We start from the raw sequence: 21,926 nt of genomic DNA on the forward strand, positions 1-21,926 counted from the left end.
CGCACAAGCCAAGGTTCCGACATGAACTGGATCACAAATTACGTCCGCCCCCGGATCAACTCGATCTTCTCTCGCCGCGAAGTGCCCGAAAACCTCTGGCAGAAATGTGACGAGTGCGGAACGATGCTTTTTCATCGTGAACTAGCGGAAAATCAGAACGTCTGTACCCAATGTGACCATCACATGGCGATTACCCCACGCGAGCGGTTTAATCACCTGTTCGACGGCGGTATTTTCACCGAGGTTGCAGTGCCAGCGCCAAAAGAAGATCCCTTGCATTTCCGCGACCAGAAGAAGTACCCCGAGCGTATGCGAGCGGCGCAGAAAAAGACCGGCGAAAAAGAGGCGATGCTGGTTGCCAAAGGCGAAATCGGGCGCACGCCTATCGTTGCGGCAGCGCAGGATTTCTCCTTCATGGGCGGATCAATGGGCATGTATGTGGGCAACGCGATCATCGCGGCCGCTCAAGAAGCGGTTAAGCTAAAGCGCCCACTGATCCTGTTCTCGGCAGCGGGTGGAGCACGGATGCAGGAAGGCATTCTAAGCCTGATGCAAATGCCGCGCACAACCGTGGCCGTCGAGATGCTGAAAGAAGCAAATCTGCCCTATATCGTTGTGCTGACCCATCCCACCACCGGTGGTGTGACGGCGTCATATGCGATGTTGGGCGATGTCCACATCTCGGAACCGAACGCGCTGATCTGCTTTGCCGGTCCCCGAGTTATCGAGCAGACGATTCGCGAAAAGCTGCCCGACGGCTTCCAGCGGGCCGAGTACCTGCTGGATCACGGGATGCTGGACCGTGTCACCAAACGTACCGAGATGCGTGACGAACTGATCACCATCACCCGGATGCTGATGAACCAACCGCCGGCGATCAAAGGTGACCTGCCAGCACCGACACCGGATGAAACGGCCAAGGTCGCGCAGGCCGAAGAGACCGGGAAAAAATGAACACCAAGACATCTGACGCCATCCTCGACCGGATGATGGCGCTACACCCCAAGATCATTGATTTGACCTTGGATCGCGTCTGGCGATTGCTGGCCGCCTTGGACAATCCGCAGCTCAAGCTGCCACCGATTATCCATATTGCCGGGACCAATGGCAAAGGCTCGACCCAGGCCATGATCCGGGCGGGCTTGGAAGGGGCAGGGCGTTCCGTTCATGCCTACACCTCGCCCCATCTGGCGCGATTTCACGAACGTATCCGGTTGGCGGGCGAACTGATTTCAGAACCCGACCTGACTGCGGTTCTGGATGAGTGTTACGCGGCAAATGGCGGCGAAAACATCACGTATTTCGAGATCACAACCTGTGCTGCCTTGCTGGCCTTCTCTCGCTGCAAAGCGGATTACACTCTGCTCGAGGTCGGTTTGGGCGGACGGCTGGACGCAACAAATGTGATTGATGAACCGGCGGTGACAGTCATTACGCCTGTTTCAATCGATCATGAACAGTATCTGGGCGACACTTTGGGAAAGATTGCCGCCGAAAAGGCGGGAATTATCAAACCCGGTGTGCCATGCATCGTCGGCCCGCAGGAAGACGAGGCACTGGAGGTGATCGAGTACACAGCCGCCCGGTTGGGCGCACCGCTGCTTATACATGGCCAGCATTGGCACGCTCATGAAGAAAACGGGCGCTTGATCTATCAGGACGAAACCGGGTTGCGTGATCTGCCGCTCCCCAACCTGCTGGGTGCACATCAGTTCCAGAATGCCGGTGCCGCCTTGGCGGTTCTGCGTCATCTTTCAATGGGTGACACTGCCTACGAGGCTGCCGTGTCCAATGCCGATTGGCCCGCGCGTATGCAACGTCTCAAAACCGGTCCGCTGAGCGAGCAAGCCCCCCAGGTCGAACTGTGGCTGGATGGAGGGCATAACGCGGCCGCAGGTATCGCGCTGGCCGATGTGCTGGCAAAGATGCCGCAACGCCCCACGCATTTAATCTGCGGTATGCTCAACACGAAAGACGTGACTGGGTATCTCGCGCCACTGTCCAGACAGGTTGCAAGCCTGACCGCCATCTCCATACCAGGCGAGGCGGCCACGCTCGGCGCCGATGAAACCGCCGCCGCTGCCACCAAAGTTGGCCTGCCTTCTTCAGTCGCTGCAAGTGTTTCGGAAGCGTTGAAGACAATCACGGACAAAGACCCACAGGCGCGTGTCCTGATCTGCGGCTCCCTTTATCTTGCCGGAAACATCCTGCGTGAAAACGGTTAAGCTTCATCTTTTCGCAAATACTCCGGGGGAGGCGCGCGCAGCGCGACGGGGGCAGAGCCCCTACTTCCCCCAGTTCTGGTCCTGCATTTCCCGCAGGCGCGACGCAGTACGCTCAAACTCAAAGGTGCCTTCTCCTTCGACATACAACATCTCGGGTTCCGCCGCAGCCGAGCAGATCAACCGAACTTTTGCCTCATAGAGCGCATCTATCAGGATGACAAAGCGCTTGGCTTCATTGAAGTTATTTCTCGACAAACGGGGGATATCTTCAAGCACCAACACTTTAATTGCTTCTGCGATAGCCAGATAGTCCGCCGGTCCCAGCATCCGGCCGCACAGGTCATAAAACGAAGCCCGTGCAACCCCGTTGCGAAATGCGGGCAGTTCGACAGCGCGGCCTTTGACCTGCAATATCAACGGATCGGCAGGTCCGCCTGCAAGATCTTTCCAGACATCCCGTAATTTCTGCCGCGCTTCTGGTCCGATGGGTGTAAAATAGACCGGAGCCCCCTCTAATCTGTTCTGACGGTAATCCGTGGGCGATACCAGTTCCCATACCTGCAACTGGTCTTTGATATGGGCAATAAAAGGCAGGAACAATTGCCGGTTCAACCCATCCTTATACAGCGCGTCCGGATGCCTGTTCGACGTGGTCACGACAACAACGCCGCCTTCGTGCAGCAGGTCAAACAAACGGCCGACGATCATCGCATCCGTAATGTCAGTGATCTGCATCTCGTCGAAGGCCAGCAGGCGGACGGATTTCACCACCTCCTTTGCCACGGGTGCCAGAGCATCTTCGACGTTCTCTTTCCGGGCCTTGTGCATTCCGGCATGGATTTCCTGCATGAAGGCATGAAAGTGAACGCGCCGTGCGGGGACTTCACCCAGTGTGTCGACGAACATGTCCATCAGCATCGATTTACCACGTCCGACGCCACCCCACAGGTACAGGCCTTTAGGCGGAGGCGGAGCCTTGCGGAAAAACCCTCGTTTAACCGGCTCGGCCAGTGCCGCACGGATGCGCTCAAACTGGGGTAACACGGCTTCTTGAGCGTCGTCACGCGTCAGAGTTCCATCCTCGACGCGGGCTTCGTAGTGCGAAATCAGATCCGTCATGACCCAGAGCCTTACCCATGACCCAGCCCGTTGAAAAGAAGCCTTTTCCCTGACGTATCAAATTTGCTTATCCGTGACCGCAAATCTGTTGAATTGACGCAACCCGTAAATCCAGTACGGTCCGTCGGACCAAGCTACCCGAGGTCTCTATGCCGCAATCCACCCGCATGTTGAACCCGATCCTGATCGTTGGATGCATCATCATCACGGTCAGCTTTGCCGTGCGCGCGTCTTTCGGCGTGTTTCAGATACCGATCGCCAGTGAATTTGGCTGGCTGCGCACGGATTTCTCATTGGCGATTGCAATCCAGAATCTGGCTTGGGGCATCGGTCAACCGATCTTTGCAGCTATCGCTGAGAAAGTAGGAGACCGAAAGGCCATTATCCTCGGCGCCTTGACCTATGCTGCTGGTCTGGTTCTGTCGGCTTGGTCCGTCACACCGCTCGAGCATCAGGTTTATGCGTGGCTGGTTGGGTTTGGCATTGCTGGCACCGGGTTCGGTGTGGTTTTGGCTGTGGTCGGTCGCGCGTCCTCTGATGAAAACCGGTCCATGTCGCTGGCCATCGTTACTGCTGCGGGCAGTTTCGGGCAGGTTCTGGGCGCGCCGACGGCTGAGTGGTTGCTGTCATTCTTGCCCTGGCAACAAGTCTTCGTCGTGTTTGCCGCTGCGATTCTTGCGCTTGTACTGACCTTGCCTTTCATGCGGGCGCCTCAACCAGCTTCAAAGGCAGAGTTGCAAGAAAGCATGGGAGAAATTCTGGGGAAGGCGTTCCGAGATCCTTCTTACACTTTGATATTTATTGGGTTTTTTAGCTGCGGTTACCAACTTGGATTTATCACGGCCCACTTCCCCGCATTCGTGACCGAGATGTGCGGACCGATCCAAGCCGGCAGCGTGCTGCATTCCATCGGCATCACATCCACGTCCGCACTTGGCGCGGTATCGATTTCACTGATTGGTTTGGCCAATATCGCCGGGACCCTTTTGGCGGGTTGGGCAGGTAATCATTTCCCTAAGAAATACCTGCTGGCCTCGGTCTATGCCGGTCGGACACTTGCTGCGGCATTGTTCATCGTTTTCCCGATAACGCCGCTGTCCGTCATTACATTCTCGCTGGTGATGGGATCGCTTTGGTTGGCCACCGTTCCGCTCACGTCGGGTCTTGTCGCGCACCTCTATGGTTTGCGTTACATGGGAACACTCTATGGCATAATCTTCTTCAGCCATCAGGTTGGCAGCTTCCTGGGCGTCTGGCTGGGGGGGCGTATGTATGACCAGTATGGTGACTATGCCCTGGTCTGGTGGATCGGTGTGGCAATAGGGGCTTTCAGCGCCATCGTTCATCTACCGATCCGAGAGAACCGTCTGGCAGTCCCCGCCTGAAGTAACGTTTCGCGCTCGACCTACGTGCGCGTGCCAGCGGTAATGCCGTGTGGGGTGTTAATCTAGCCGACTCGGTCCGGAAACAATCCGGCAAGGCCTTCGGCCGAGGCGGCACAGACGCCACGCTCGGTGATAAGCCCGGTCACCAGCCGGTTGGGTGTGACATCAAAGGCAGGATTGCCACCCTCTGTACCGTTCGGGGTGACGCGAACATCGGCAATATCCCCTTGGCCGTCCACGCCCATGACATAGGTCACTTCTTTTGTATCACGTTCCTCGATCGGTATTTCCGTCACTCCATCCCGAACCGTCCAGTCGATCGTAGGCGAGGGTAGGGCAACATAAAACGGAACCCCGTTGTCCCGCGCCGCCAAGGCCTTCAGGTAGGTGCCGATTTTATTGCAGACGTCGCCTTGTGCCGTGGTCCGGTCTGTACCGGTGATGACGGCGTCAACCAAACCATGTTGCATCAGGTGACCGCCTGCATTGTCCACGATGTAACGATGGGGAATGCCGTGTTCGCCAAGTTCCCAGGATGTCAGCGCCCCCTGATTTCGTGGCCGGGTCTCATCCACCCAGACATGAAGCGGAATGCCCGCGTCATGCGCGTGATACATCGGGCTTGTCGCCGTTCCCCAATCCACCGTTGCCAGCCAACCGGCATTGCAATGCGTCAATAGCCGCACCGGTTCACCTGCGGGCTTTCGGGCTGCAATTTCTTTGATCAGTTGCAGCCCATGGCGACCTATCGAGGCATTGATCTCAACATCTTCGTCAGCAACCTCCTGTGCCATTGCCCAGGCCCGTTCGGCACGGTCACTTGGGGCAAGTGGCATCAGCGCGTCGCGGCATCTGTCCAATGCCCATCGCAGGTTGATTGCCGTTGGCCGGGTCGCGTGCAATACGTCATATGCGGCATCGAACGAAGCGTCAGAGCTGTCACGGGACATCTGTTCGGCAATTCCAAACGCGGCTGTTGCACCGATCAGTGGCGCACCCCTAACCCACATGTCGCGGATCGCTGTCGCAAATTCATCCAGCGTTTTCAGGGTAACCACCCGAAAGTCATGGGGCAGCCAACGCTGGTCGATAATCCGAACCTCACCTGCCGATTTGTCCCACCAAATCGACCGGTAATGAGCACCCTGTACTTTCATAATTCGGTCTCCGTTTGCGAATAGCCTGATCAGAAGTCTTTCGCAGCCTGCTTTCTTTCGGCGGGCTTGTAAACGGGCGTTTCTGGATGCCGGCTGGCGTTTTAGCTTGCCGATGATTGCACTTATCCTCGGGTCGCTGCGCGAAGTTCCCGCTCTAACGCATCCAGAAACCTTAAACGATCTGCTTTGCTGAACGGTCGGCCGCCGCCTCCGGCCCCCAGCGGATTGGCGGCCCGCAGGTCAGCCATCAAATCACGCATTGCCAATTGCTGGCCAATGTTGGCTGCCGTAAAGGCCTCGCCGTTGGGGCGCAAAACTCGGGCACCTGTTTCGACGCATTTCGCGGCCAGAGGGATATCAGAGGTCACAACTACATCCCCAGCGCCACAGCGTTCTGCAATCCATTTGTCCGCTTCATCAGCACCTTCCGAAACCACGATGACCTGTACAAGCGGGTTTGCTGACGGTCGAAGACCGCCATTCGACACCAGTGCCATAGGCACCTTGTGTCGTGTTGCAACCCGTTCGGCCTCGGCCTTTACAGGGCAGGCATCGCCATCGACATACAGCGTTGTCACGCCTTTTTGGCCTCTTTTTCCTCTGGTTGAGCAGGTTTCTTCCGCACCTTGAATTCGTCCGGGATCGGCATCCGGTTGAAAGCATCCAACCCGGCGATCTTGTAAGCCTCGGCCAGAGTTGGATAGTTGAACGTGTTCTGAACGAAGTAATCGACAGTGCCCTTCAGGTTCAGCACCGCCTGAGCGATGTGGATCAGTTCGGTCGCACCTTCGCCCACAATCTGCACGCCCAAGACACGGCGGGTTTTAAGCGAAAACAGCATCTTCAGCATGCCGTGTTCCAGACCCATGATATGCCCGCGCGAGGTTTCGCGGAATCGGGCCACGCCGACCTCATACGGAATGCCACGTTCCTGAAGTTCTTCCTCGGACATGCCGCAGGTGGAAATTTCGGGAACAGAGTAGATGCCATAGGGGTACCATGGGCTTTCTGGCAGTGTAGGTGTCTCGAGCGCATGGCAGGCAGCCACACGCCCTTGCTGCAATGAAGTCGAGGCCAGCGAAGGGTGACCGATCACATCCCCGGTCGCGTAGATATGCGGAACCGCGGTCTGATATGTCTTGCGGTCTACCTTGATCCGGTTACGGTGATCGGTTTCCAGTCCGACTGAGTCCAGATTGAGTTTCGATGTTGCGCCCATGCGCCCGGCTGCAAACAGCAGCATTTCGGCCCGCACGTGACGCCCGTTTTCAAGGGTCACTTCCACATGCTCGCCCGCATCTTCAATCTTTTCGACAGCTGACCCTAAACGCAGATCAACACCGTTTTCGCGGATCTGATGGGTGAAATCATGAATCAATCGGCTATCGATGAAGTCCAGAAACGTATCCCGCGGCTCGATCAGCGTCACCCGAACGTCCAGTGCGGAGAACATCGTGGCGTATTCGACCCCAATGACCCCGGCACCGATAACAACCAGTGAACGCGGGATTTCTGCCATTTCCAGAAACTCGTCGCCATCGACCACGGTCTTGCCGTTGAATGGAACATAGTCGGGGCGATAGGTCTTGGTCCCCGTTGCAATCAGAAACTTGGCGGCCGTTACACGCGTGGTCTCTCCGGCATCAGTGGCGACTTCCACTTCATGTGGTCCGACAAACTTGGCTAAACCGTCCAGAGTATCGACGTGGTTCCGGTTGAACTGATGTTCCAGCACGTCGACTTCGTGATCGAGCGTCATATGCAGGCGCGCTTTCAGATCATCGGCGCGGATCTGGTCCTTGACCCGATAGGAACGGCCATAAAAGCTGCGCTCGCGCCAGCCCGACAGGTTCAGAACCGTTTCGCGCAATGTCTTGGATGGGATAGTTCCGGTGTGAACGGACACCCCACCAAAACGGTCTTTTCGGTCAATCACCAGAACCCGTCGCTTGAGCTTGCCAGCCTGAATGGCCGCAGAACGCCCCGAAGGCCCGGACCCGATGATGACCAGATCATAGTCGTATTTGCTCATATCTCAGTCTCCGTACAGCGCTTCGGCGTGGAAAACGATGTGATCTTCCATGAAGGTAGATACGAAGAAATACGAATGGTCATACCCCGGCTGGAGGCGGAAGGTTGCTTGCTGGCGACGCTCAGCGATGGCTTGGGCAAGCGCTTCTGGGCGCAGCAGGTCCATGAACTGATCATTGGTGCCCGTATCGATCAGGATGGGGCCGTCGAAACCGGTTTCTTTCATCAACAGGGAAGCGTCGTGTTTGGCCCAAAGGGATTCATCGTCCCCCAGATACGCGCCCAGCTGTTTGCGCCCCCAGTCAGCGCCCGTCGGGTTCGCGATGGGTGCGAAGGCCGAAACCGAGCGGTACCGTCCTGGAAGGTTCATGGCCAACGTCAATGCACCATGCCCGCCCATGGAATGACCCGTAATGGCCTGACGTTCGCTATCGATGGCAAAGCTTTCGAACAGCAGGGTAGGCAATTCGTCGGCAATGTAGTCCCACATCCGGAAATGCGGTGCCCAGGGCTCCTGCGTGGCGTTCACGTAGAACCCAGCGCCCTGACCCAAATCGTAGTCGTCATGATCCGCAACACTTTCACCGCGTGGCGAAGTGTCGGGAAATACCACTGCAATGCCTTGTTCCGCAGCCCAAGCTTGTGCGCCGGCTTTTGTCATCGCGTTTTCATGGGTGCAGGTCAGACCAGACAGATACCACAAGATCGGAACCGGGCCATCTTTCGCCTCGGCCGGAAGAAAAAGGCCAAACGTCATGTCGCATTGGCATGCCGACGAAGCATGGCGATACACGCCTTGCACTCCGCCGAAACAGGCATTTTCCGAAAGGGTTTCCATTAGGCATCGTCCTTATTCTAGAGTCGCAACATGGCTAACGATCCACGGACCCGGCGTAAAGTCCGAGTGCCTTTGGAGTGAGTATTTTTAAAGTGAAGGTCAGAGAGTTCCTAGAGCCGCAATTACAAGCGGTATGGTTACAATGCTGACGAGCGTCGACAGTAAAATAGCAGCCGAGGCGCGCTGTGGGGCAATGCCGTAATGCGCGGCCAGCATATATACATTTCCTGCCACGGGCAGAGCTGCTGCTGCAATTGCAACGCTTGCCGGGAATGTTCCAACCGGGATCAGCCAGATCAGGGCGATTGCCACGAAAAGCGGGTGGAGCACCAGCTTGCAGAAACTCAACCAGGCTGCGATCTGAATTCTTTCTGCGGATTTGCCAGCAAGGGACGCACCGATTGCAAAAAGCGCTCCGGGGGTTGCGGCACCACCGAGGATGGTCAGAAAGTTGTTCAGCGGATCGGGAACCGGGATTTGCAGGGATGACCAGACGAGCCCGGCAGAGATCGAGACAATCATCGGGTTCTTGAGCAGACCCATTCCAATCAGTTTGAATGTGGCTGGGGTCAGCCTTCCGTCGCGACCGCCGTTGATCAGGATCACGATCAGAGACGAGAATACCACCAGATCTACGGTCAGGACCAGCATGACCGGACCAATAGCGGCTTCGGTGAACAGCAGCGCGAGCATCGGCAGGCCAAGAAAGCCAACGTTCCCAATAGCAGCGCATTGTGCCTCAACCGCCGAAGTAGGCACGTTAAGGCCGCGTATCCACGCTATGCAAGTTGCTATGCCATAAACAGCAGCGGTTCCTATGAGATAACCGAAGATCAGTCTTGCGTTGAAAATCTCTGCAAAGGGCAGGGTCGCGGCAAATCGAAACAACATTGCCGACAGCGCGAAGAAGAAGACGAACTTGGTCAGATATGCGGTTGCTTCGGCCGTAAAGAATCGTGTGCGCCCAGCCCAAAAGCCAAGGCCGATGATTGCAAAAAAGGGAAGTGTACGCAAAAAGATATCGGCCATGGGCCAAGTCCTAGCACGGTTTAGAACCGTCGCAAGAGCTCAACTCCCCAAATTGGGCGAGGTCAGCGTTAAAGGGAATACGAGAATCCTTGTACCTGAACCGAACGGTTTATAAACTGTGACAGGTATTGATTGAGGAGATGACATGACCCAGACCGCCACCATCCTGCGCACAGGCCGAAAGTTTGATCAGGTTTTGCGCGGGGCCCGAGAGGTTTTCATGGCGGACGGATTCGAGGGCGCAAGCGTGGATGACATTGCCCGCGCGGCTGGAGTGTCAAAAGCAACCTTGTACAGCTATTTTCCGGACAAGCGCCTTTTGTTCATGGAAGTTGCACAAACGGAATGCTGTCTTATGGCCGAACGGGTCGTCGCGATGATCGACGAGACCAAACCCGCACGAGAAGTTTTGATGATCGCGGCCACACAGTTGACGGCGTTTCTAGTTTCAGATTTCGCGCAGCAGGTTTTCCGCATTTGTGTTGCCGAACGAGATCGGTTTCCGGAACTTGGTCGTGCATTTTACGAAGCGGGGCCGCAAAACGGCCAGCGTCAAATGGCAGAATACCTTGAAAAAGCCGTGGCTAAAGGTGAGTTAGCAGTTGAAAATGTCCAAATAGCGGCTGAGCAGTTTTCCGAGCTTTGCAAAGTACGGATCTGGACCCGGGCTGCATTTGGAATTCAGAATTCATTCAGCAAAGAAGAAATCGCTGAAGTAGCGACGCAAGCCGTGGACATGTTTCTTGCCCGGTATGGGGTCTGATCCAAGAAAGAAATGGCCCATATCCGGATCAGGGACACAGGCCATTGCTCACACACCAGAACACTCGATGCAGTTCAGCTTACTGCGATAAGTCTTTTCAAACTCTTTATTTGTCGAACTATTGGCGTGGCTTGGGACCCAACATTGGCCGGAAAGAAAAGCAGGTCAGCGTTCAAACTTGTTGCCCAGCTTTATACGCTTCAACGCGTTAGCAACAGGCCAAGCCAGAAAGAAAACCAGCACAGAGCAAGGCTGATCAGAATATTGCCTGCTGCCAAAAGCAATGTGCGCTCGCGGTGAAGTTCGAGCGATTGGTAGGCAAAGCTGGAGAAGGTTGTAAAACCACCGCAAAACCCGAAAACAAGGCGTTTTTGGTCCTCGGGAATGTCTACTGGACCTCCCAAATACCCAACCCAGATCCCCAGCAGCAAGCTACCCAACACATTTACGAGCAAGGTTGCTAGTGGCAAGTCGTGCCGAATCCTCAGCGCCAGCCAATGGCGCATCACGGCCCCCAGACCTCCGCCCAACGCGAACATGGAATGAAGGTACACTTCGCTCATGACGGCGTCTTTTCGGAATGAAAATGCCGTCCAAGTCTTTCACCAAACAGCGCGGCAGCAAGGCCAAATGAAACTTCCAGCCCGATTGCCAGGGACGTTACCCATAGGCCGCCGTCGGCTATTCGTTCAAGATCTGCAACAAAAGACGAAAAGGTCGACAATCCACCGCAAAACCCAACGGCGCCAAGATGCAGAACATGCGCGTGCACCTTATGGCGCACGGAATATAGCCAGCCCAGAACAAAACAGGCGACTACGTTGATGCCAAAAGTCGAGGTGAGAAAGCTTAGGCCTGGGATCTCTAGTGCAAACGCCTCACGCAACAACGACCCAAGCGCACCGCCTGCGAAGACGGACAGAAACATCACGCTTTTTCGGTCACGCCAGAGGTGGGATTGTGTGTTTGCCAAGGATCGGCCCTTTGTCGTCCGTTAAGCGTGATTTATCCGCCGGTTGCACCGGGTTCAACAGTTGGGAGGTTCGTAACATGATTTCACGTTTGCGTCCCTCAGCAGACATTTTTCCGCGGGCACTTGAAATAAAATTTCAATCTGTTTCACGTTGAGTTCTGACAGCATGGCTCATCAGCCCGATAATAACACAAGGAGTATGGAACATGATTGTACGCAGAATTTTCTTTTTTCTGAGCTGTGTCTGTCTGCCGTTAGTTCTGATCCTTGGGTTCTTCTGGTCTCATGCGCTTTGGCTTCTGATCATTTTGGTGCCGTACGCGATCATCGGTCTTTATGATGTTCTGACGACCAAGCATAACGTCCTGAACAATTACCCGGTTCTTGGGCATTTCCGGTACATGCTGGAATTTGTAAGCCCGGAAATTCGCCAATATTTTGTGGAAACCAACGAAAGCGGACGGCCTTTCAACAGGATTGTCCGAGGGCTGGTTTATTCTCGGGCCAAGGGGCAGGTGGACACACAGGCGTTCGGCACGCAATACGACATTACCGAAGCCGGGTATCATCGCGCCAACCACTCACTAGCCCCCAAACATGTAGACAAAAGTGAAGAACGCATAGTGCTGGGGGGTCCGCAATGTACGCAACCCTACAGCGCCTCACGCCTTAATGTGTCTGCCATGAGCTTTGGCGCGCTCAGCGCCAATGCCATCCGCGCGCTGAACGGAGGAGCCAAGGATGGGGGGTTCGCGCATAACACCGGAGAGGGTGGGCTGTCACCGCATCATCTGGCCGAAGGCGGGGACATCATCTGGCAGATCGGGACGGGTTACTTCGGGTGCCGGACCCCTGCTGGTGGATTTGACAAGGACAAGTTTGCCGAAAAGGCAGGAAGGGACGTGGTCAAGGCTATTGAGATCAAGCTGTCACAAGGTGCAAAGCCCGCCCATGGCGGTGTTCTACCTGCTGCCAAAGTCGATGCCGAGATTGCCGAGATACGGGGAGTGCCCGAACATCAGGATGTGATTTCACCGCCCACCCATAGTGCCTTCGATGGGCCCACAGGTTTGATGCATTTTGTCCAGCACCTGCGAGAAATGTCCGGCGGCAAACCTGTCGGGTTCAAGCTGTGCATCGGCAGGCCGTCCGAATTCATGGCGATCTGTAAAGCAATGCTTGAAACGGGTATCTTGCCGGATTTCATCACAATTGACGGGGCAGAAGGGGGCACGGGCGCAGCCCCGGTGGAATTCACCAACCGGTTGGGTATGCCCCTGAACGAAGCCTTGATCTTTGTCAGCAACTGTTTGCGCGGTGTCGGAGTGCGTGACAAGATTCGGATCATCTGTTCCGGAAAAGTGGCGACCGGTTATGACATGGTCGAGAAGTTGGCGCTTGGTGCCGACATGTGCAACTCGGCGCGCGCGATGATGTTTGCGGTGGGTTGCATCCAGGCATTGCATTGCAACACAAACCGTTGTCCGTCAGGGGTGGCTACACAAGATCCCATCCGCGGGCGCGCCGTGAATGTGCCGCAGAAACGCCGGCGTGTTAATCGCTATCACGATGCCACACTGGAAAGTTTCCGCGAGCTTTTGGGCGCGATGGGCAAGGAAAAAGCGTCCGAGTTACATCCCCGTGATATCCTGCGCCGAACTGCGGACGAGCATGAGCGTACCTATGCCGAGCTTTATATTTATCTGGAGGACGGTGCCTTGTTAAAGGACGACATTCCCGAAGAATTTGCAGATGATTGGAACCGAGCTTCGGCCGCACAATTCTGAAAACCACATTAGGTAGCGCGATGATTGGTCATGTGAAAGCGCAGCCGTAATTGCCCGCTTTTTCCGCCGTCTTATGCAACTTTCGTTATCTGGGAATGGATCGCGGGTTGTTTGCCACGTGGGTATTGATCTTGCGAATGCTCCATTCAACAGAATCTCTCATCGCGCGCCCCAACGCCAGGTCAAACGCGTTGATCAGATCCGGCGTCTGATCGCTTGCCGCCACGACGTTTTCCTGGAACGAGCTGGATGCAACGATTTTATCTTCGTATTCGTCGATCACCTTAATGTTAATACGAACTTCGACGCGAATTTTGGTTCCGTTCGCGGTGTCTTCGATCACAACCCCCTGAAATTCTCTAAGGTCCGGGGCTATTACATAATCGGCTCGCAGGCCAACGGTTGAGCGTCCAACAGCTGCGACTTTGCCCGAGTTCTCAAAGCTTTCAACCAACAAGGTTTGAACGATCAAGGGCGCGCGATCCACCCAGCGGGCGCGGGGCAAATATTGAACCTGCAACGAGGTAGGCTGAATGGCTATCTGGTCCGTGTTCACTGCGGCAGTTGCCGTGGGTTCCTGAACGACGATCTGCTTTTCAATCCTGGGCAGCGCCGAGGAAAACGTGCTTTTTGGGGTCAGCAGATACAAATCATTCGGTTTCGCCGCTTGTTGCAACGTGCCCAGACCAGCGCAGCCGCCAAACAACGCGACCATCAACATTGCAAGTGCAGGCTTGATCATTGACGGAACTCCGATGCTTGGGTGCCCAGAAGGAAACGTGCCGGATCGCGTTCAACTTTGTCTACGAGGCGGTCCAGACTGATAACAAGACGCTGGGATTCTTCGATGAAACGAACAAACTGAGGCAACCCGACCCGCAGGAAGTCTGACACTTGTCGGCGGTTGCTCTGAACAATGCCGTCGATGGTTCCCAGCAATTCGGACGCGGAATTTGACGCGCTCAGGACGTCGTCCGAGATCTGGTCGATCTTTTTCGTTATGCCTGCGACGGTTTCGGTCACCTGATTGGCCGCCTTCCGGACATCTTCCGCAACAGGTGCCACGTCTTCCTCCATGACGCGATTTGCAGAGTCAAAAGCGGATTCTGCCGAAGCCAGCGCCCCCTTGGCGGACTCCATGGCCGTAGTAATCGAGCCAAGCGTCGTGTTGGCGTTCATCACGGTTTCGTTCACAATTCCTAAGGTGATGCTGCCTTCATCAGACAAAACGGTCAATCGTTCAGCCAGTTGCGAACCTCGCTCGATGAAAGGCTTCACTTCCTGCTGCAAGATGCGGTCCGCCGTCTGAAGGGTTGTTTTTGCTTCGTCCAGCGCCGTCTTGGCAGACCCGGATGCCGTTTTGACGGCTTCCAATGTTTCCGTGCCGGTCTTGAGCGTTGTTTGCGCAGTTTCGATCAGCGGGTCCAGCCGCTTTGAAAACGCGCCAATATCCTGCGCAGCGCTGCCGATGTCACTTGCGACGGATTCAAAACTTGTCAGTGTCTTGTCCAGTTTACCTGTGGCCGAAGCAAGATTGTCCAGAATACCGCTCACAGCTTCCCGGTTTTTATCATCGACGACTTTGTTCAGGTTCTCCAAAAGTGTCACGGCTTCATCCAGAACTTTTGGCGCGCCTTCGAACAGGGATTGAATTGCGCTGCGTTTGCTCTTGATAACACTCTTTTGTGGCAATCGTTCAGCGTTAGCCGATCCGCCGGTCAGTTCAACATAGCCAACACCGGTCACGCCAAGGGACTGAAGCTGCGCGATTGTCTCATTGGTTATCGGAATGTCTGCGTCCACTTCGATCCGCACCCGAACCTTTGACGGATCATTTTCATCCAGTTGCAAGGAAACGACTTGCCCGACCGGCAGGCCGTTGAAGTTCACGCCGCCGGCTGCCGACAGACCTGCGACATTGTCAAATAGTACATCGTAATAAGCGTATTGGCGCGTGATCTCAAATTTGGCGAGCCACAGGAAAAAGCCGAATGCGCCCAGCAACCCCGCAAGGGTAAACGCGCCGATCAGAATATAGTTCGCCCGGGTTTCCATTGCTTTTACCTGTTTTGCCCCTTCTGCTGCGCCGCGCGGGCGCGGGGGCCTGTGAAGTATTCCTGTACCCAAGGATGATCGACCTTGGTCATGTCCTCAATCGGACCTTCAACCAACACGCGCTTTTCTGCAAGCACCGCGACGCGGTCGCAGATCGCGTAAAGACTGTCCAGATCATGGGTGACCATGAAAACAGTCAACCCAAGCGCCTGCTGTAACTCGCCGATCAGTTCATCATACGCGGCTGCGCCAATCGGGTCCAATCCTGCGGTCGGTTCGTCCAGAAAAACGATCTCGGGGTCAAGGGCAAGCGCTCGTGCTAGCGCGGCGCGTTTGCGCATGCCACCCGACAGTTCTGACGGAAACTTGCCGCAACTCAGCTGCGGCAGACCCACGAGGCTGATCTTCAATGCACCCAGAGACTCCATCAGCTTCTCGCTGAGACCTGTATGTTCCCGCAACGGTGCCATAACGTTTTGCAGCACGGTCAGCGACGAAAACAGTGCCCCGTCCTGAAAGGCAACGCCCCAGTGGCGTTCGATTCTGCGGCGATCATCCTCTGGGCCATTCAGAACATCGACGCCCAGAACTTCGATTTCTCCGGCTGCGGGTTTGTTCAGCCCTACGATAGTTCTGAGCAATACGGATTTACCGGTGCCTGACCCGCCGACGATTCCCAAAACTTCGCCTCGCCAGACATCAAGATTCAGGTCTTCATGTACCACCTGCGTACCGAACTGAGTTCGCAGCCCGCGTACACGAATGACAGCCTCACGACCTTTAGTCGCGGCAGCTAATGGCTGTGGTGTATCCCCGGTCATGTCATATCCCGATCTCTGAGAAGAAGATCGAAAACAAAGCGTCGATTGCGATCACCATGAAAATAGATTGAACAACTGATGCTGTCGTACGTTGACCGACACTTTGGGCGGACCCTTTGACCTGCATTGCCTGCCAGCAGGCGATAACGCCGATGACGAGCGCAAAGAACGGAGCTTTGATAAGACCGACTGCCAATTGCCAGACGTCGGTGTTTTCCTTCAAACGGGTAAGAAACATTCCGGGGCTTACACCCAGGTCGATCCAGCTCATCAAGGCGCCGCCAAACAGGCCTGCCATATCGGCGACAAAACCCAATATGGGTAGCATGATCAACAACGCCAAAACGCGCGGAATGACCAGAACTTCGATCGGGTCCAGACCCAGCGTTCGCATTGCGTCGATTTCTTCCTGCACTTTCATCGAGCCGATTGACGCAGTAAATGCTGAACCCGAGCGCCCGGCAACGATTATAGCCGTCAGCAATATGCCTAATTCACGCAGAACCGAGATCGAGATCAGCTCGACCACGAATATCTCAGCTCCAAATTGCTTCAGTTGGGTCGCCCCCTGAAATGCTAGTACGACACCGATCAGAAACCCCATAAGGGCCACGATTGGCAGTGCCTTGAACCCGGTCTCTTCCATGTGTGTGACCAGCGCTGCCTTGCGAAGCCGCCATGGCATGACAATGGTACGAAACAGCCGATGCAGTGTCAGACCCAGAAATTCGAGGATGGAAAGCGTATCCCGCCAGGCACCTACAGTGATGTGACCCATTTGTGCGATCAAATCTAACAGACTTCGCGGTTTATCAAGCTCACCGGGTTCGTCGGGTATGCTACGGGTTACAGTATCTATCAGAGTGGCATGTGCCGGTTTCACCCCTTGAAATTCAAGTGTTGCACCTTGCGACGTAAAGCGTTTGCCAAGGTCCGCGATCAGCCAGGCACCGCCTGTATCCAAGGCTTCGACCTCGGACAAATCCAGAACGACCCTTTCTCCGGTTGGGCGGACAGAGGCAAAACTCTGTTCAACGGTTTGCAGCGATTGCGTGAGCAGCTCTCCGGATATGCGTACACGAGTACCGCTGGAATCGTGTTCTGAGATTATCGAAGGTTGCGTCATGAGGTCATGTGAATTGAAACATTCAATGACCGCAATGGCTTTGTGCCATTGGACTTCTTTTTGCCGCGCTGGATGGCCTTGACGTCACGCCGACCGTCGCATTGGAGCTATGCTGAACAGGTGCATGCCAGAGGTTGTCGCACAACAACTTTGTCGGGATAACACGCCTCTGCCTGACCGACAAATTGGTTGCGCTGTGGCGGGAAGCAATACACATTCCGCGTTGGTTATTACGGCGCGGAATCGGAGAAGTCGGTATGCATCAGACCAAGAACGTCTTGTTTGTCATCATCGACCAACTCAGAGCGGATTGCCTGTCCGGGGCCTTGGCAGACCATGTGAACCTTCCGAATTTGCGGGCTTTTATGGATGAGGCCGTGACCTTTACCCGCCATTTTTCGGTCACCAATCCCTGTGGTCCCTCGCGCGCATCGATTCTGACCGGTCAATATGCGATGAATCATCGGTCGGTAAGAAACGGAACGCCGCTACGGCACGATACCCCAAACATTGCTACGGAAATGCGCAAAGCTGGTTACTTGCCAATGTTGTTTGGTTACACAGATACCTCCGCCGACCCGCGCGTCCATGATCCCAATGACCCTGACCTCAAGTCTTACGAACAGTCGATGACCGGGTTTGTTGAAGTTGTCGAAATGCGTCTTGAAGAATCATATCCTTGGCAAGCGCATCTGATGAAAAAGGGGTACCAGTTCGAAAAGTACTGGGATGTCTACAAGCCCGTTTCGCCCGACGGTGGACACTTGCGGCTGAATGATCCCGCGCTGTATCGGGCGGAAGACAGCGATACAGCTTTTCTGACAGATACCTTTCTTGATGGGATCGCGCCGCATCGTGGAAAGGGTTGGTTCGCCCATTTGACCTATATCCGCCCGCATCCGCCCTTGGTCGCACCGGCCCCTTACAATGACATGTATGACCCGGCGGATATCCCTCTGCCGCACTGCTTGCCGAGCGCAGCAGCAGAAAAAGCAGTGCACCCGTTCTTTGGACCAAAGCTGGATACCTTTAGCGCGAAAAAATTCGTTCACGGTTTCGATGACGTTGAACCTACAGACGAAAACATTCGCACCTTGCGTGCTATATATCTGGGCCTGGCGACCGAGGTTGATCACCACATCGGTCGTGTTGTCCAGTACCTGAAGGACAGCGGGCAATACGACGATACATTGCTGGTTATCACCGCCGATCATGGTGAAATGCTGGGGGATCGACACAGCTGGGGCAAAATGACGGTCTATGATGCGGCGTATCACACACCGCTGATGATCCGTTTGCCCGGGAACGAAGCTGTAGCTGGAAGCAAGATCACCGTTCCAACCGAGTCCGTGGATGTCACTCCGACCATACTGGACTGGATTGGACAGGCTGCTCCGAACGCTATGGATGGTCGGTCCTTGCTGCCATTGTTGCGCGGTAATATTCCAGACGATTGGCGCGACTATTCTTTCAGTGAACTTGATTTTTCAGAACCTGAAAACCCGACGCTGTGGCAGCAAGACTTGGGGACTGGTAACAGCGACTCGTGTTTGGGAATATTGCGGGATGAACGGTTCACACTGGTCGAGTTCGCTGCCGACCTGCCCCCGATCCTGTTCGACCACCAAGGTAAGGGCGAATTCGAGAACGTCGCGGAGAATCCAGATTTTGCAACGGATCTCGCACGGTTAAGCCGACAGATGTTGCGCCACCGGATGAAAAATATGGACCACACATTGTCCTTGCATTCGATCACATCTGAGGGTGCAAAATCCCGCCCCAGATACACATCTTAGAACGCGATTTTTTGTCAACGTTCATCTATTCTAACTATACCGGGCACTCGGTCACGGGCAGGTGTGTCGACGTATTTCTCTTTGCGCATTCGCGGATTGGCAAAAGCACTTGAACGAAGGCAGAGTCCGAAACGCCTCCCCTCAATTCCACTACCCGTGCATGATTTCTGATGCTAGGCATGAGCCGTGGAGAAAACGAAGTTGGACATAACGGAAAAGCGTATCAAGGCGATGACGACCGCGGGGCTAAACCTGATCGGTCAGGCGCTTTCCATTTATGACAACAAGTTGCAACTGGTGCTCAGCAATCGCCGCTTCCAGGAAATGTTCGGTTTGCCGGATGAGCTGGTTCAAAGGGGCGCTCTGTTTAGCGACACGATCCACTTTCTTGCCAGCCGCGGTGAGTATGGCGACGATGAAAGTGTCGAGGAAATGGTCAATCTGCGTGTCCAGCAAGCCTTGGCGTTTGAGCCCCACTACATGGAGCGCGTGCGCCCCAATGGGCAGGTTGTTTCAATTGAAGGCGCGCCGCTGCCCCAAGGTGGGTGGGTCGCGGTCTACACGGATATTACCGGCACGCGGCGGGCGGAAAACCTGTTGCGGGCGCGGTCAGAGGAACTGTCGGAACAGTTGCTGAGCCACGCGGAAGAACTGTCCGCAACCAACCGCAAACTTGCGGCCACGATCGCGGCGCTTGAAGAGGCCAAGCGGGAACTGACCGAAATCGAAGCGCGTACTCGTATGGTGACCGAGATGATGCCGGCTCATATCGCGCATTTGGACAGCGACGGCCGTTACGATTACTCGAATCGCCGCCTGAGCGCCGTCATGCCCGGGCGTCCGTCCGATATTCTGGGGCTTCACATTTCTGAAGCGCTGGGTGCGGCCGCCTTTGAACGGGTTCAGGCCCATTTGCTTAAGGCCTATAGCGGAGAGCCATCGGTTTTCGAGTTCACTGAAGATCAGGATTCCCGCCGTATTCGGGTTTCGTTTACGCCGGATGGGGCAGGGGGTGTGTACGTAATGTCGGTGGACATCACCGAAGAGACACAGGCACGCGTAGCACTACAGCAAACCCGCCGCCGGGCGATGGCGGCCCAGATGACCAGCGGGCTTGCCCATGACTTCTCCAATCTGCTCACTATCATCCTTGGGATGCAGTCCCGCCTCGACAAGATGGATTTGCCGGATGGCGCGCGGGAACTTGTGGCGGCAACTCAACAAACCGCGCGCCGGGGCGGGCAACTGCTGAACCGGATCGCCGACATGACTGGGAACCGAACGCCGCAACCGCAGGCCACTGACATCGGGGGATTGTTGGAAGACCTGAGGATTCTGGCGACGCCTTCACTGCCTCGCGGTGTGGGCCTGTCCGTCGTAAACACCTTGCCAAAACAGACATTGATGCTTGATCCGGGTATGGTTCAGGATGCGCTTTTGAATTTGGTTCTGAATGCCAGGGATGCCTGCGGGAGCACGGGCCAGATCACAATCAGTGCACATGCCATTGGTGAGATCTGGATCGAAGTCACGGTTTCCGACACTGGGCCGGGGTTTTCACCCGAGGCGCTTGAAAAGGCGCTGAACCCGTTTTTCACAACAAAAGGGAGCGACGGTTCGGGTCTGGGGCTGCCGATGGTTTATGATACGGTCAAGCTTGCTGGTGGCGATCTGAATCTAAGAAATACGCCATCTGGGGCCTCGGTTGTCATGCGTTTGCCTTTTCGGCCCGCTCCTCCGGCGCAGGACGGATTGGTACTGTTGGTTGAAGACAGCGAAGACCTGCGCGGGCAGTTTCGGGACATGCTGGTGGATTTGGGCTTTACTGTCATTGAAGCAAATTCAGTTGATGAAGCACTGGCCTTGATATCAAGTGTGAAGGACATTTCGCTGGTCTTGTCCGATATCCGTTTGGAAGGACACGGTACTGGCTTGGATATCCTTGAACAGTTGAAACCGGGGTTGCCGCTTATCCTTATGACATCTCTGCCAAATTCAGATCCGCTGCATCAACGGGCCCTTGCTTTGGCACCTGTTTTGCGTAAACCGTTCTCACAGGCCCAATTGTCCGCTCTCATCCAAGCCGAGGCCGCCTGATGTCGCAACCAATGGTGACCATTCTCGACGACGAACCCGAAATTCGGCGCATTCTGACGGATGCGCTGGAGGATGCCGGTTTCAGAACGCAGAGTTTTTCGCGTGCCAGAGAGTTTGAAGCATCCCTTAATCGAGTAACCCCTGATGTCTGCCTTGTGGACCTGTCCTTACCAGATACCGACGGGCTGGCGCTTGTTCATCGCTTGGCGCTGGAACAGGGTGCAGCAGTGATCATTATTTCCGGCCGGGCGCAGGTTCAGGACCGTGTGACAGGGCTGGAGCTTGGCGCAGATGACTATATTACCAAGCCGTTTGACCCCACCGAGGTCGTAGCCCGGGTACGGGCTAGGTTGCGCGCGCCGCGCGGTCGGACATCACAATCGGACAGGGCGGAATTCAACGGCTGGATTGCGCATTTTGATCGGTATGTTCTGGAAGACGGGTCAGGGGCTGAAACACCTTTCAGCCATGCAGAAGGCGAGGTTTTGCGTCTGTTTCTGGAAAGCCCCAAGCGGCTGATCAGCAGGGGGCAGATGCAGGAATCCTTGGGCGGTGCAGCGGGCGACAGCTTTGATCGTGCTATGGATGTCAGAATCTCCAGGTTGCGTACGAAACTTGGTGAAGACCCAAAGAATCCGCGCCTGATCAAAACGATTTACGGTGCTGGGTATATTTTTTTAGGGGATGTCGACTGGAAATAGCGACGCTCTGTTGGCCAGAGTGT

At 55.4% G+C, this 21,926-nt stretch carries 20 protein-coding genes; 8 read left to right on the plus strand and 12 right to left on the minus strand.

The window, feature by feature from the left end:
* The first annotated feature begins 21 nt into the window (after positions 1-21).
* Both accD and ACR0LL_RS18450 read left to right on the plus strand, forming a co-directional pair.
* Positions 22-954 (plus strand): acetyl-CoA carboxylase, carboxyltransferase subunit beta, encoded by a 933-nt coding sequence (accD, locus tag ACR0LL_RS18445; RefSeq protein WP_209597255.1) that lies wholly within the window; start codon positions 22-24, stop codon positions 952-954.
* Complete coding sequence (locus ACR0LL_RS18450) at positions 951-2,225, plus strand: bifunctional folylpolyglutamate synthase/dihydrofolate synthase (protein ID WP_480588660.1); 1,275 nt, start codon at positions 951-953, stop codon at positions 2,223-2,225. Before accD ends, ACR0LL_RS18450 begins: the two co-directional genes overlap by 4 nt.
* 60 nt (positions 2,226-2,285) lie before the next feature.
* Here ACR0LL_RS18450 and zapE read toward each other — a convergent pair whose 3' ends face one another.
* The gene (gene zapE / locus ACR0LL_RS18455) at positions 2,286-3,344 is read right to left on the minus strand and encodes a cell division protein ZapE (RefSeq protein ID WP_480588661.1); all 1,059 of its coding nucleotides are present in this window, start codon (positions 3,342-3,344) and stop codon (positions 2,286-2,288) included.
* 149 nt (positions 3,345-3,493) lie between these two features.
* Between zapE and ACR0LL_RS18460 the strand changes: the two genes are divergently transcribed.
* The gene (locus ACR0LL_RS18460; protein ID WP_480588662.1) at positions 3,494-4,729 is read left to right on the plus strand and encodes an MFS transporter; all 1,236 of its coding nucleotides are present in this window, start codon (positions 3,494-3,496) and stop codon (positions 4,727-4,729) included.
* A gap of 62 nt (positions 4,730-4,791) precedes the next feature.
* Here the strand turns inward: ACR0LL_RS18460 and mtnA are convergent, their stop codons facing one another.
* The 5 genes from mtnA to ACR0LL_RS18485 all read right to left on the minus strand — a co-directional run bounded on the left by mtnA (position 4,792) and on the right by ACR0LL_RS18485 (position 9,784).
* The gene (mtnA, locus tag ACR0LL_RS18465) at positions 4,792-5,886 is read right to left on the minus strand and encodes an S-methyl-5-thioribose-1-phosphate isomerase (protein ID WP_480588663.1); all 1,095 of its coding nucleotides are present in this window, start codon (positions 5,884-5,886) and stop codon (positions 4,792-4,794) included.
* 122 nt (positions 5,887-6,008) lie between these two features.
* A complete protein-coding gene (locus ACR0LL_RS18470; protein ID WP_480588664.1) occupies positions 6,009-6,464 on the minus strand; it encodes a YaiI/YqxD family protein in 456 nt (151 codons plus the stop codon).
* Positions 6,461-7,918, minus strand: coding sequence for a Si-specific NAD(P)(+) transhydrogenase (sthA, locus tag ACR0LL_RS18475; RefSeq protein WP_480588665.1), 1,458 nt, complete (start codon positions 7,916-7,918; stop codon positions 6,461-6,463). The genes ACR0LL_RS18470 and sthA overlap by 4 nt, the downstream gene beginning before the upstream one ends.
* Before the next feature lie 3 nt (positions 7,919-7,921).
* A complete protein-coding gene (gene fghA / locus ACR0LL_RS18480; RefSeq protein WP_480588666.1) occupies positions 7,922-8,755 on the minus strand; it encodes an S-formylglutathione hydrolase in 834 nt (277 codons plus the stop codon).
* A gap of 99 nt (positions 8,756-8,854) precedes the next feature.
* Positions 8,855-9,784, minus strand: coding sequence for an AEC family transporter (locus tag ACR0LL_RS18485; protein WP_480588667.1), 930 nt, complete (start codon positions 9,782-9,784; stop codon positions 8,855-8,857).
* Between the two features lie 145 nt (positions 9,785-9,929).
* On the opposite strand from ACR0LL_RS18485, the gene ACR0LL_RS18490 reads away from it, so the two are divergent.
* Entirely contained in the window at positions 9,930-10,547 is a 618-nt protein-coding gene (locus tag ACR0LL_RS18490; protein ID WP_480483707.1) for a TetR/AcrR family transcriptional regulator, read from the plus strand.
* Positions 10,548-10,747: 200 nt separating this feature from the next.
* Here the strand turns inward: ACR0LL_RS18490 and crcB are convergent, their stop codons facing one another.
* Together crcB and ACR0LL_RS18500 are read right to left on the minus strand one after the other, a co-directional pair.
* Positions 10,748-11,110, minus strand: a complete 363-nt coding sequence (gene crcB, locus ACR0LL_RS18495; RefSeq protein ID WP_480588668.1) for a fluoride efflux transporter CrcB — start codon at positions 11,108-11,110, stop codon at positions 10,748-10,750.
* Positions 11,107-11,475 (minus strand): fluoride efflux transporter FluC, encoded by a 369-nt coding sequence (locus tag ACR0LL_RS18500; protein WP_480588669.1) that lies wholly within the window; start codon positions 11,473-11,475, stop codon positions 11,107-11,109. The genes crcB and ACR0LL_RS18500 overlap by 4 nt, the downstream gene beginning before the upstream one ends.
* A gap of 251 nt (positions 11,476-11,726) precedes the next feature.
* Between ACR0LL_RS18500 and ACR0LL_RS18505 the strand changes: the two genes are divergently transcribed.
* Entirely contained in the window at positions 11,727-13,307 is a 1,581-nt protein-coding gene (locus ACR0LL_RS18505; protein WP_480588670.1) for an FMN-binding glutamate synthase family protein, read from the plus strand.
* 85 nt (positions 13,308-13,392) lie between these two features.
* Here ACR0LL_RS18505 and ACR0LL_RS18510 read toward each other — a convergent pair whose 3' ends face one another.
* Genes ACR0LL_RS18510 through ACR0LL_RS18525 form a run of 4 tightly spaced genes read right to left on the minus strand, consistent with a single transcriptional unit; the run spans position 13,393 to position 17,309 of the window.
* Positions 13,393-14,049: an ABC-type transport auxiliary lipoprotein family protein gene (locus tag ACR0LL_RS18510; RefSeq protein ID WP_480588671.1), complete on the minus strand. Its 657-nt coding sequence runs from the start codon at positions 14,047-14,049 to the stop codon at positions 13,393-13,395.
* Positions 14,046-15,362 (minus strand): MlaD family protein, encoded by a 1,317-nt coding sequence (locus ACR0LL_RS18515; protein WP_480588672.1) that lies wholly within the window; start codon positions 15,360-15,362, stop codon positions 14,046-14,048. The genes ACR0LL_RS18510 and ACR0LL_RS18515 overlap by 4 nt, the downstream gene beginning before the upstream one ends.
* A gap of 5 nt (positions 15,363-15,367) precedes the next feature.
* On the minus strand, positions 15,368-16,183 hold the full coding sequence (locus tag ACR0LL_RS18520; protein ID WP_480588673.1) for an ABC transporter ATP-binding protein: 816 nt from the start codon (positions 16,181-16,183) through the stop codon (positions 15,368-15,370).
* 1 nt (position 16,184) lies between these two features.
* Complete coding sequence (locus ACR0LL_RS18525) at positions 16,185-17,309, minus strand: ABC transporter permease (RefSeq protein ID WP_480588674.1); 1,125 nt, start codon at positions 17,307-17,309, stop codon at positions 16,185-16,187.
* Positions 17,310-17,566: 257 nt separating this feature from the next.
* Between ACR0LL_RS18525 and ACR0LL_RS18530 the strand changes: the two genes are divergently transcribed.
* The 3 genes from ACR0LL_RS18530 to ACR0LL_RS18540 all read left to right on the plus strand — a co-directional run bounded on the left by ACR0LL_RS18530 (position 17,567) and on the right by ACR0LL_RS18540 (position 21,903).
* Complete coding sequence (locus ACR0LL_RS18530; RefSeq protein ID WP_480588675.1) at positions 17,567-19,105, plus strand: alkaline phosphatase family protein; 1,539 nt, start codon at positions 17,567-17,569, stop codon at positions 19,103-19,105.
* A gap of 201 nt (positions 19,106-19,306) precedes the next feature.
* A complete protein-coding gene (locus ACR0LL_RS18535; protein WP_480588676.1) occupies positions 19,307-21,202 on the plus strand; it encodes a PAS-domain containing protein in 1,896 nt (631 codons plus the stop codon).
* Entirely contained in the window at positions 21,202-21,903 is a 702-nt protein-coding gene (locus tag ACR0LL_RS18540; protein WP_480483716.1) for a response regulator transcription factor, read from the plus strand. The genes ACR0LL_RS18535 and ACR0LL_RS18540 overlap by 1 nt, the downstream gene beginning before the upstream one ends.
* Positions 21,904-21,926: the final 23 nt, after the last annotated feature.

The organism is Ruegeria sp. AI2, from assembly GCF_056541275.1.

Bases quoted from the DNA above. Each gene is read 5' to 3' on its own strand.
- accD (WP_209597255.1), top strand. From the start codon at position 22: ATGAACTGGATCACAAATTACGTCCGCCCCCGGATCAACTCGATCTTC.
- ACR0LL_RS18450 (WP_480588660.1), top strand. From the start codon at position 951: ATGAACACCAAGACATCTGACGCCATCCTCGACCGGATGATGGCGCTA.
- zapE (WP_480588661.1), bottom strand. From the start codon at position 3,344: ATGACGGATCTGATTTCGCACTACGAAGCCCGCGTCGAGGATGGAACT.
- ACR0LL_RS18460 (WP_480588662.1), top strand. From the start codon at position 3,494: ATGCCGCAATCCACCCGCATGTTGAACCCGATCCTGATCGTTGGATGC.
- mtnA (WP_480588663.1), bottom strand. From the start codon at position 5,886: ATGAAAGTACAGGGTGCTCATTACCGGTCGATTTGGTGGGACAAATCG.
- sthA (WP_480588665.1), bottom strand. From the start codon at position 7,918: ATGAGCAAATACGACTATGATCTGGTCATCATCGGGTCCGGGCCTTCG.
- fghA (WP_480588666.1), bottom strand. From the start codon at position 8,755: ATGGAAACCCTTTCGGAAAATGCCTGTTTCGGCGGAGTGCAAGGCGTG.
- ACR0LL_RS18485 (WP_480588667.1), bottom strand. From the start codon at position 9,784: ATGGCCGATATCTTTTTGCGTACACTTCCCTTTTTTGCAATCATCGGC.
- ACR0LL_RS18490 (WP_480483707.1), top strand. From the start codon at position 9,930: ATGACCCAGACCGCCACCATCCTGCGCACAGGCCGAAAGTTTGATCAG.
- crcB (WP_480588668.1), bottom strand. From the start codon at position 11,110: ATGAGCGAAGTGTACCTTCATTCCATGTTCGCGTTGGGCGGAGGTCTG.
- ACR0LL_RS18500 (WP_480588669.1), bottom strand. From the start codon at position 11,475: ATGTTTCTGTCCGTCTTCGCAGGCGGTGCGCTTGGGTCGTTGTTGCGT.
- ACR0LL_RS18505 (WP_480588670.1), top strand. From the start codon at position 11,727: ATGATTGTACGCAGAATTTTCTTTTTTCTGAGCTGTGTCTGTCTGCCG.
- ACR0LL_RS18510 (WP_480588671.1), bottom strand. From the start codon at position 14,049: ATGATCAAGCCTGCACTTGCAATGTTGATGGTCGCGTTGTTTGGCGGC.
- ACR0LL_RS18515 (WP_480588672.1), bottom strand. From the start codon at position 15,362: ATGGAAACCCGGGCGAACTATATTCTGATCGGCGCGTTTACCCTTGCG.
- ACR0LL_RS18520 (WP_480588673.1), bottom strand. From the start codon at position 16,183: ATGACCGGGGATACACCACAGCCATTAGCTGCCGCGACTAAAGGTCGT.
- ACR0LL_RS18525 (WP_480588674.1), bottom strand. From the start codon at position 17,309: ATGACGCAACCTTCGATAATCTCAGAACACGATTCCAGCGGTACTCGT.
- ACR0LL_RS18530 (WP_480588675.1), top strand. From the start codon at position 17,567: ATGCATCAGACCAAGAACGTCTTGTTTGTCATCATCGACCAACTCAGA.
- ACR0LL_RS18540 (WP_480483716.1), top strand. From the start codon at position 21,202: ATGTCGCAACCAATGGTGACCATTCTCGACGACGAACCCGAAATTCGG.